Annotated in this window: 1 protein-coding gene; it reads left to right on the top strand. The window is 49.4% G+C overall.

What is annotated here, in order from left to right:
* Position 1 precedes the first annotated feature (1 nt).
* Positions 2 to 11,623, top strand: coding sequence for a non-ribosomal peptide synthetase (locus tag RHEIN_RS09105; RefSeq protein WP_008898688.1), 11,622 nt, complete (start codon positions 2 to 4; stop codon positions 11,621 to 11,623).
* The last annotated feature ends 134 nt before the right edge of the window (positions 11,624 to 11,757 follow it).

The raw sequence follows: 11,757 nt of genomic DNA, 5'->3' as shown, positions 1-11,757 counted from the left end.
CATGCAGTTAACAGAGCTTTTATATCAGATCAATGAGCGTGGCATTTTTTTATGGGTAGAGCAGCAGGAAGGCGTTGAGGACAAACTGAAATTTTCTATTCGCCAGCCTCTGGCGGATAAAGAGCAGTGGCTGGCGAAAATAAAACCCCACAAAACTGAGCTTATCGCCTTGTTAAAAGCTGCCGGAGTGCTGTCGGACAGCCTGCAGTTGCCTGTTATTTACCCAACCGGCCAGCAGCCCTTTGTTTTATCTTTTGCGCAAAAAAGGCTGTGGTTTTTACAGCAGTTTGAACCAGACAGCGCCGCCTACAATGTGCCGCTTATTTTAGAAATGCAAAACGGCAACTCGCCACAAAACGCTGTTGCTGCAGAGCAGGCTTTAGTCGCCGTGCTGGAGCGGCATCAGGTATTGCGTACTGTGCTGATACGGCAAAGCGCTGAACCTGTAGGTGTATTAAAACCTGCGACAGAGCTGGAGTTTAACCACCAGGTACTGGACACAGAGCTTGATCAGCATGCAGTGCACCATCTGCTGCGGCAAGAGCTGTCCAGGCCTTTTGTGCTGGACCAGCAATTGCCGGTGCGGGCTTGTTATTACCAGCGACCAGGCCACAAAGCGATTTTATTAATCACTTTGCACCATATAGCAGTAGACGGCTGGAGCCTGCCTTGTTTATTGAACGAGTTTCAGCAGTTTTACCTGCACTTTAGTCAGGATACTCCAGTTCAGTTAGCCCCTTTGACTTTGCAGTATCAGGATTTCGCCTGGTGGCAGCAGCGACTATTGCAAGGTGAACTGCAACAACAGCAATGGCAATTCTGGCAACACCAACTCAGCGACGTGCAGCTACTTGAATTACCTCTGGATCGCCCCAGGCCCGCCACTTTTGATGCAAAAGGTGACACGGTAAAGTTGCAACTCGACAGCAGCACTTCAGAAGGCCTGCATCAACTTGCCCGCTCTTTAGGCTGTAGTTTTTACGCTTTAACCTTATCGGCTTATTTTGTGTTATTGCACAAATACAGCCAGCAAGACGATCTGCTGATTGGCACTGCCGCAGCTAACCGTCATTACCCCGGCACCAGCGATATGATTGGCTTTTTTGTCAACAGCCTGGCCATTCGCTGCCAAACCAGAGCAGACATCAGTCTGGCTGAACTGGTGCACTCTGTGCATCAAAGCCTGATTTCTGCCCAGCAGTATCAGGATATGCCTTTTGATTTGCTGGTAGAAAAACTGCAGTTACCCAGAGATCCAAGCTGCCATCCTTTGTTTCAGGTGTTTTTTGCAGTGCAACAGGCCGATGAACAGGCCCGGCAGCAAGAGTTCAGCCTGCTAACCCCCGAAGGTTTGTATCAGGTTGCCAAATATGATTTATCGCTTTTTATCACTGAAGCCAAAGATGGCTTAACGCTGGAACTGAACTATGCCACAGCTTTATTTGATCAAAGCACTGTGGCACAGATGCTGGCGCATTATCAGACGGTGTTACAGCTGTTGTTAGCGAAGCCCACTTTGCCATTAAACCAGCTGCAGCTGTTAAGCAAACCGCAACAACAGCATCTGCTGCTGGAACTCAACGATACGGCCAAGGCCTTACCTGATGTGTCCAGTGTCACCGCATTATTTAGCCGTCAGGTGCGCTTAACACCTCAACACAGAGCCCTGAGTTTTGCCTCAGACAGCTTAAGCTATCAAGAGTTGGATCAACGCAGCACTGAACTGGCCTTGATGCTGCTCCCCCTGCTGGAGGCTTCGCCATCCAAACTGGTGGCGTTGCTGATGTTACGTTCGCTGGAGCTGATTGTGGCTATTCTGGCTATTCATAAGGCCGGTGGCGCTTATGTGCCTGTAGCAGCTGAATTCCCGCTTGAGCGCCAGGATTATATTTTAAAGGACACTCAAGCCGCAGCTTTAATAAGCCATCAGGCGCTGCGCCACAAAGTCACAGCGCTATCAGGTTCCACTCCGGTGCTTTGGGCCGATACAGGACTATGGCACCACCAGGCGCCAGAGGACTGGGCGCCAGAGAACAGGGCACAACAGCACAGCTTGCCAGACAAAATTGATGGCGATCAGCTGGCTTATATTATTTATACCTCTGGCACCACAGGAAATCCAAAAGGCGTGATGCTGGAACATCGACACCTGCTGAATCGTATTGACTGGATGCAAAACACTTATCCGCTGGATGCTTCGGATAAAGTGCTGCAAAAAACACCATATATTTTTGACGTGTCGGTGTGGGAGCTGGTATGGGCCAACGCTTATGGGGCAGAAATTGTACTGGCAGAGCCGGAAGGCCATAAAGATCCGGATTATTTGTACCAGTTGATCAAACAGCAACAGATCACAGTGCTGCATTTTGTGCCTACCATGTTTCAGGCCTTTTTGGATGATTTGCAACGCCGGGGCCGTCTGGTTCCAGCTTGTTTGCGTTATATTTTTTGTTCAGGCGAAGCACTGCCTGTCGCCACAGTAAAGCAATTTCACCAGTTGAATCAGCACCAAAACACCCAACTGCATAATTTATATGGCCCTACAGAAACAGCCATAGACTCCAGTTATTTTTATTGTCAGGGCAAGCTGAGTTCAGTGCCTATTGGCAAACCCATCCAGAATACCCAGTTGTATATACTCGATAACAACCAACATCTGGTACCCAAAGGCGTGGCGGGCGAGCTTTATATTGCAGGCCATGGCGTAGCCCGTGGTTATCTGAATTTGCCGGAGCTGACCGCTGAACGCTTTTTAGCTAACCCTTTTTACCATGCCACAGACAATGCTCAGGCTGGCCGGCGTATGTATAAAACCGGTGACAGAGTAAGAATGCGTGCTGACGGCAATATAGAGTATCTGGGCCGCAATGACTTTCAGGTGAAGTTACGTGGCTTTCGTATTGAACTGGGTGAAATTGAAGCGGCACTTTGTGCTTTGCCACAGATAAGCCAGGCCTTAGTGATGGTCAAACAAGCCTCAGGGCAAGACCAGCTTGTGGCCTATTGCCAAACTGAAGCCATGCCAGAAGCTGATCAGCTGCGTGCTTTGTTATTAAAAAAATTACCCGATTATATGGTGCCTGACCATTTTATTGGCCTGAGCCGTTTTCCGGTGAATGTCAATGGCAAGCTGGACCGCAAGGCCCTGCCAGAGCCAGAACTGAAAACAGAGCAGTATCTGGCACCAGCCACGGAGCAGGAAAAACAGCTCTGTGCTTTATGGCAACAGGTGCTGAAATTAGACAAAGTGGGAGTTGAAGACGACTTTTTCCGACTCGGTGGTAACTCCATACTGGCGATCAGTGTCTCTCATGCGATGGCCGAACTCTTGCACGCCCACTACCCTGTAGCACGACTGTTTGCCGATAAAAACATTCGTAACGCGTTACTGAATATAAAACAGAATTCAAACCTCAGTTTAAAACAAGAAAGCCAACAGCAGCGTACTATACAGCCCTGTTTTCTGGCCGAACCCAGTTTGTCTTTTGCTCAGCAACGGCTGTGGTTTTTACATCACTACGATGCATGCAATACAGCCTACAACATTCCTATTGCGTTAAAAGTGCAAACAGGTTCGACCCTACAGTTGCAGCAAAGTCTGGCGCTGCTGGTAGAACGACATCAGGTATTACGCTCTTTGATCAGGCAAAAAGATGAGCAAGCCCGTTTACTACTTCAAGCCCCAGACAGCTTCAGGCTTGAAAGAGTAGAGCTTGCTGATAATGAATTTGCCGAAACTTTTAAGCGCTACGTCAACTACTGCTTTAACTTAGAGCAGAACATCCCCATCAAAGCCTGGTGTTTTGAACTGACGCCAGGCCAAAACACAGTGCTGTTGATCAACATTCACCACAGCGCCTTTGACGGCTGGAGCCATGGCCTTTTTATGGCAGAGCTGGAACAGGCCATGCATCATTTCTGTAAAGGCCAGCCCCTGCAGTTAGCTCAGTTGCCACTGCAGTACAAGGACTACGGCCACTGGCAACGTCAGGCTTTTGCCGAAGGTCAGTTTGACTCCCAGTTAAACTACTGGCAGCAGCAGTTGCACCAGTTAAGCCCGCTGCAGATGCCATTGGATAAGCCACGCCCTGCCAAACTCAGTTATGCCGGTGATAACCTGCTGTTTCAGTTTCCTGGTGCTTTAACCACAAAGTTAAAAGCGCTGGCAGCTGCCCGTGGTTGCACCTTGTATAGCCTGATGTTGTCAGGTTTTGCTGTACTGCTGCATAAGTACTGCGGCCAGCAGGATATCCTTGTCGGCACACCTTTTGCGAACCGGCATCATCAGCACACAGAGCAGCTGATTGGCTTTTTTGTCAACACCCTGCCGCTTCGCCTGCAGATAGAGCCCGATCAAAGCGCTGAGCAATGGCTTGAGCATGTGGTGACCAGGGTCACAGAAGCTCAACAGAATCAGGACCTGCCTTTTGAGTATCTGGTTGATCTACTGAAGCTACAGCCGGATCAATCCCGTCATCCGGTGTTCCAGCTGCTGTTTTCGATGGACCAGTTTGTCGATACAACCCGGTCGGACTATTTTTCTGCCTTTGATTTAGGCGAAAATTACCAGGTCGCCAAATACGATTTGTCTTTGTATATCAAAGATGAAGGCGAAGAGTTACTTGGAGCGCTGAACTTTTCCACTGCACTTTTTAATAAAAACACCATGCAGCGCCTGACCGAACGTTATCTGGTGTTAATGCAGCATATAGCAGAGCAACCTCAAACACCTGTCAAACAACTGCAGTGGTTTAGCACTGCAGATCAACTGGCGTTATCCGCAACAAAAGCAGCAGCTCCTGAACACAACGGCGCCACTTTTGCCGGATTATTTTACCAACAAGCAGCACTGACACCGACAAAAAAAGCCCTGGTATGGCAAAACCAAAGCTGGACTTATCAGCAACTGGATCACCAGTCCAATCAGCTCGCCCATCAGTTACGCCAGCAAGGCTGCGACAGGGGCGATTTAATTGCTTTGTTACTACCACGGGGGCCAGAGCTTATTCTGTCGATATTGGCTATCCTGAAAGCTGGCGCCGCTTATGTACCTTTGAGTCCGGATCAGCCATTAGAGCGCATCCGGTTTATGCTGCAGGACACGGATTGCCGCCTGCTGTTAACCGACAGAACAGAGTTAGCAACTGAAGTTGAGCTGTATAACCCGGCGAGCAGCAGACATCACAACCAGCCCAAAACCGCCTTAGCGCTTTACGCCAGCAGCACCGATCTGGCCTATGTGATTTATACCTCAGGCACCACAGGCCAGCCCAAAGGCGTGATGATTGAACAGCACAGCTTTACTGACTTTTTGCTGAACTTCCCGCTTTATATACCGGATGATCAGCAGGTTCAGTTGCTCTCTTTAACCTCTGTCACTTTTGATATTTTTGGCCTGGAGTATGGTATCCCCCTGCTCCGTGGTGGCACTTTGTATTTATCCGATCTGCAAAACGCTGTGCCGGATTTACAACGCCATCCACAGATCAACCTTATTCAGCAAACCCCTTCGGTGTTGCGTACCCTGCTGGCGATGCAGGGAGCTGATTTCAGTGCTATCACTTGTCTGGTTGGTGGTGAGGCGCTGGATCAAGACCTATTACAGCAGTTGCAGCAGCAGTTTGCCCAGGTGGTGAATGTGTATGGCCCTACTGAAACTGTGATTTGGAGTACCAGCCATCTTTATGACAAAAACAACGGCGCAGGCGACTATTCAGACAACAAGACAGACAACAATCCACTGCTGATTGGCAATGCCTTAGCGCATGAGCAGATTTATGTGTTGGGTTCAGAGCTACAGTTCCTGCCTTCTGGTGTGATCGGCGAATTGTTTATCGGCGGTGCGGGATTAGCCCGGGGTTATCTGAACAGGCCGGAGCTGACGGCAGAGCGTTTTATTATTCACCCACAGAACCAGCAGCGACTGTATAAAACCGGTGATCTGGTGAAACAAAGACTGGACGGTCAGTTGGAATACAAAGGCCGTACTGATTTTCAGGTCAAAATTCGTGGCCACCGTATTGAATTGGCAGAAATTGAAAGCACATTGCAAAAAGACAGCCGCATACAGCAGGTTCTGGTGCTGGCCGTCCAAGAGCAACAAAGCGACGCTTATCTGCTGGCCTATTATCAGGCCGATTGTGAGCTTAGTGCAGAGCAACTGACAGAGGTCGTCGCCCGGTATTTACCTGATTATATGTGGCCTGAAGTCTATATCCGGGTTGAACAATTTTATCTGACGGCCAATGGCAAACTGGACAGAGCCGCTTTGCCAAAGCCAAGACGGGATCAAACGGCAGCCGCAGAGTACCAGGAGCCAAAAACGGCCTTAGAGCAGCAGATCTACCAGATATGGCAACAGGTGCTGGAACTGAATGTGGTAGGTCTGACGGATGACTTTTTCCGTTTAGGCGGCAATTCCATGAAAGCCTTGCTGCTGTGTCATAAGTTAGCCAAAGAGGCCGGCTGGCCGCTGGCTGTGGCCGATTTGTTTCACTACAGAACTATTGCTGCGCTTATCAAACACTGCAGAGGCAACAGCATAGGCGATAAACAGCAGCAAAACCTGCCTGTATCAGAGCCTGAGAACCACAGAGCTCCGTTGTCTTTCTCACAAAACCGGCTGTGGTTTTTATATCAGCTTGAGCCACAAAGCACGGCTTATCATATTCCTATGTTGCTGCAGTTAAAAACACTGGATTTCGCTCGCTTGCAACAGGCATTCACTGGCTTAATTTGTCACCAGCAGGTGCTTTGCTCAGTGATTGAAGAGCATGATGGCAAAGCCTGGCAGCAGTTGGTGTCTGCTGATCGTTTTCATCTGGATTATCAACAACTGAAGGCCGATCAATTGCCGGAACAGATCCAGGCTGCAGTGCAGATGCCTTTTGTGCTTGAGGCGCAACTGCCCATTCGTGCCACTGTATTTGAGCTTGACGACGGTACTTATTATTTACTGATCCTGCTGCACCATATAGCTTTTGATGGCTGGAGTATGGATCTGCTGTTTTCTGAATTGGACCAGTTGTATCAGCACAATGCCCAACTGCCGCCTTTGGATTACCAGTACCGTGACTTTGCACGCTGGCAGCAACAACAGCCCGTGGCGCTTGAGCAGAACCCCTATTGGCAGAATTTAAATCAGGTGCCACCGCTGGATTTACGTCCCTGTTACCCCAGACCAAAAACCTTTGATTACCAGGGTGCTGACTATCACTTCAGTCTGGGCCAGCCTTTATCCGCCCAAGTGCAGGCGTTAGCAAGGCAGCAGCAGGTCTCTGTTTATACTTTGCTGCTGAGCGTCTGGAGCTTAACCCTGCATAAACTGACAGGGCAACAGGACATACTGCTGGGCACTCCTATGGCCAATCGCCAGTTGCCAGGCTCTGATGCCTTGATAGGTTTTTTTGTCAATACTCAGGTACTACACCACAGTATCAATCCAAAAGCAGACTTTCCGGCTCTGTTAGCACAAGTGAGTCAACAAAATACCGAAGCACAGCGTTATCAGCATTTGCCTTTTGAACAGCTGTTAGAGCAACTGTCCATAGAGCGGGATGCCAGCCGCCACCCGCTGTTTCAGGTGATGTTTTCAGTCCAGACTTTTGCGGAGAAAGCCTCAACACTGGACTGGTTAAGCCCTGCCCCTTTGCCTGCTGGCGGATGCACTGCCAAATACGATCTGTCCTTGCAGCTGGAACTGCGCGATCAACAGATCAGCGGTGTACTGAACTATGCCAGTTCTTTATTCAGCGAAAAACGTATTCAGCTGATACAACAAGGTTTTGTTAATCTGCTGCAGCAAGTGGTCGCCTCACCTCAAAGCCAAAACAGCCAGTTGTCTTTGCTTACCAGAGAGCAAAAACTGGCTATGCTGGCACTGGGCGACAGGCAACAGACCGATTCAGATAAAAATTCAGCGAAAGAGTACAACACCACACTCAATGCGATATTTGCACTTCAGGTGGCCGCTTATCCACAGCAGATCGCAGTGCAACTGGACGATCAACAGCTGACCTATGCAGAGCTGGATGCTTTATCCAGCCAATTGGCGCATCAGTTAGTGCAACTGGGTGGTGAAGAACAGCAGATGATCGCTCTGTTGCTGCCACGATCTATCTGGATGATAGTGGCTATTCTGGCCGTACTGAAAACAGGTTCTGCCTGGGTGCCAGTTGAGCCTGCAACTCCTTCACAACGTCTGCAGCATATACTTAAAGACACCCAGGCTAAGCTGGTCTTGAGCCTTTCTGATGCTTATCAGCATGGCCAGCAGGATTTACCAGAGCAATGCCAGATGCTTTATCTGGACCAGCTTGATCTGTCGCAGCAGGCCAGCACTGCGCCTGGCATTCTGTTGTCAGAGCGGGATTTAGCTTATGTCATTTACACTTCAGGCACTACGGGTGTGCCTAAAGGTGTGCTTATTGAGCATCAGTCTGTGCTTAATACGGTGCTGCAACAGCGTCAAAGGTACCAGACAGGTCCTGGCTCAGTGCTTTATCTTGGCTTGTCTTATGCTTTTGACGCTGCAGTCGCTGTGATTATGAATGCACTGCTCTCTGGTGCTAAGTTATTGCTGAGTAAAGAAATAGACTTTAACCAGTCCAGCATGCACAACGTCAGCCATCTGATTTTATCTGGTGCTGTGCTGGATCTACTGCAGCCGGAGTGTTTTCCCAAGCTGAAGTACCTGATTTATGGCGGTGCTGCTGCAAGCTCTGCCGCCTTACAGCGTTTTAGCCATGTTGAAATTTATGCCGAATATGGTGTCACTGAAGCTGCTATTACCTCCAGTCTGACAAAAGTTAACCTGACTCAGCCTGCCAGCATTGGTTTACCGCTGAACCACACCAGCCTTTATGTGCTGGACTCTGAACTGGAGCCTGTGCCTGTTGAAGTGACAGGCGAGCTTTATATTGGCGGTGTCGCTGTTGCCAGAGGTTATCTGAATCAGCCAGAGCTTAACCAGGCCTCTTTTATTCCAAGCCCCTTTATTGCCGGTGATCGCTTGTATAAAACCGGTGATCTGGTGCGCTGGCATCAGGACGATACAAACAACTGCCAACTGGTCTTTCAGGGCCGGAAAGATAAACAACTCAAATTACGTGGTTATCGTATTGAACTTGCAGAAATAGAGCAGCAGTTGCTCAGCCATAACGATGTGCAACAGGTGGCGTTGAAGCTGCATCAGGTCAATGGCCGTGATCAGTTGCTGGCTTATCTGGTGAGCTCAAAGCCCGATATAGAGCCCATAGTTGCAGAGCTCAAACCACGACTGGCAGATTTTATGCAACCCGATCACTGGTTAAGGCTGCCGCAATTGCCCTTGACCAGCAACGGCAAGTTAGATGAAGCCGCATTGCCTTTGCCACAACTACAGCACTATTACATCTGTCCTGCGACGGCCACAGAAAAGCAACTGGCGATACTTTGGCAGCAATTGCTGGGTGATGTCAGAGTCGGACGCAATGATGATTTTTTCCAGTCAGGAGGCGACTCAATACTGGTGATGCAGCTTGTGGCTTTATTGAAAAAATCCGGCTGGCACTGCACTGTGAAAAACCTGATGCAACACCGTAGTTTAAAAGCCATGGCGCTGCTGCTGGATCAACAACAAGAGCAACAGGACATGATTGCAGAGCAAGGGCAACTCAGCGGTAGCTTTGAGTTACTGCCCATTCAGCAATGGTTTTTTGATTTGGTGCAATCGGGTCAGGTGGTGGATCAGAACTACTGGAATCAGTCGTTTTTACTCCAGGTTCAGCCGTTAAAACCAGAGCTGTTGCTGCAAGCGGCCAGACAACTGGTCACGCATCACGATATGTTAAGAGTCCGGTTCAGCCGTACGGCTGATGGCTACCAGCAGTCTTATCTGGCCGATGTGCCGCAGCTTCATATCGAACAACTGGACCGATCTACCGTCACAGAAGAAGGGCTGGAGCAGCAATTGTCTGAATGGCAAAGCCAGTTTGATATTGAACAAGGCCCGCTGTTTAAACTGGCTTATCTGTACAACTACCCGGATCAAAGTGCACGGGTGTTTTTTGCCTGCCATCATTTACTGATTGATGCAGTCAGCTGGCGTCTGCTGGTGGAAGATTTAAAAGCTCTTTATCAACACCAGCAATTGCCAGAGAAAACCAGCAGTTACCGGCAATGGGTTGCAGAACAACAGGCAGCACCACAGTTGTATCCGGCATTTTATTGGCAGGCCTTTTGTGCGGCTCTGCCTGAAATAAAAAAACCTGCGATCACAACTAGTACCCAGGCGCAGCTGCAACTGACAAAAGCGCAATCGAAGGTGCTGATGCAGCAGGCTCATCTGGCTTATCAGACCGAAATCAACGAGTTATTGTTGTCGGCTTTAGCCCTGGCATTACGGGACATCTGGGGCAATACCGATCAGGCTGTGCTGCTGGAAAGTCATGGTCGCCAAACGACTAACAGCAGCCTGAACCTGAACCGGACTTTAGGCTGGTTTACCAGTTTTTACCCTGTGTTGTTGGCGGCAACGGACGACCTGGCACACAACATTCATTACAACAAAGAAACGCTGCGACGCGCTTCGGGCTATGGCCAGAGTTATATCAGCTCAGGTTGTTACCGCCAACCTAAAGCAAAACAACTGGCGGTGAGCTTCAACTATCTGGGACAAATTAATGCGGGTAACGCTGCCGATGACTGGCAGATCCTGGCTGAATCCAGTGGCGCTAATTATCCATCACAGCAGGATGCTCTGGACCCTGTGAGTATTTTGGCGGTGTTTCAGGATCAGCAGCTCAGATTTTCCTGCACAGCCTTGTATGGCCAGCAGTTTAGCGACCAGCTCGCCCACTGTCTGGAACAACGTCTGTTGCAGCTGATTGATCATTGCTTGCAGCACAAAGGCCCTGTACTCCCATCGCTTTGTGATTACCCGCAGTTTGCTCCGTACCAGTTGCACCAGGGAGAACAAGCCAACACAGTGTTTGTATTTCCGCCGGGTGAAGGTGATAGTGTTGATTTTTATCAGCCTTTGCTTGAGAAGCTGCCCAACACTCGTGTGGTTTTGTTCAATAACTTCTACCGTTATTTAGCAGATCAGCATGCCGGACAAGCTGCTTCCACAAGTTTCACTGAACTTGCTCAGCAGCTTATTCCGCTGATTAAACATCTGCAACCACAAGGCCCATGGCATTTTGTCGGCTGGAGTTTTGGTGGTGTACTGGCGCTTGAAGTCTGTCGTTTGCTGGAACAACAACAGCAGACACCAGGCTCTGTGCAACTGATCGACAGCTATTTCAGTCTGAATAAAGCCCGGTTACTTTCGCCAGAGCTGGATAGACTGCTGGCCAGTTACGACAGCAGTCAGAATATCAACGCCCGACATCTGCCCTGCACTCCAGTGCAGAGCAAAGTCAGGTTGTATAAAGCATCCTGCGCTTCAGGCGGTACATTGGCGGAGAATTTGCAGCTGTTAGAACAGGCCTATCTGAGGACCCCGGCTAATTTTATTGAAGACTTTGCGGCCAGAGTGGAAGTAGTACCTTACCAGGCCGGACATTTTGATCCGCTGTCAGTTGAATTGGCAGAGGCTTTGGTGGCGTATGTAGGGGCCGGGCTTGCCCCTGCCCGTCTATAGCACCGCGGTATCAATAAAAGGGCGGGGATTAACCCCGCCCCTACGTTTTTTTGCAGGATACAGATGAATTTATTGTAGGGGCGACCTTTAGGGTCGCCCTAACGACTAATACCCTAAGTCATTGATGTTGCAGC

The organism is Rheinheimera sp. A13L (assembly GCF_000217935.1).
Lineage (GTDB): Bacteria > Pseudomonadota > Gammaproteobacteria > Enterobacterales > Alteromonadaceae > Pararheinheimera.
The sequence above is the reverse complement of the archived record's forward strand: the minus strand, read 5'-3'. Positions and strand labels throughout refer to the sequence as shown.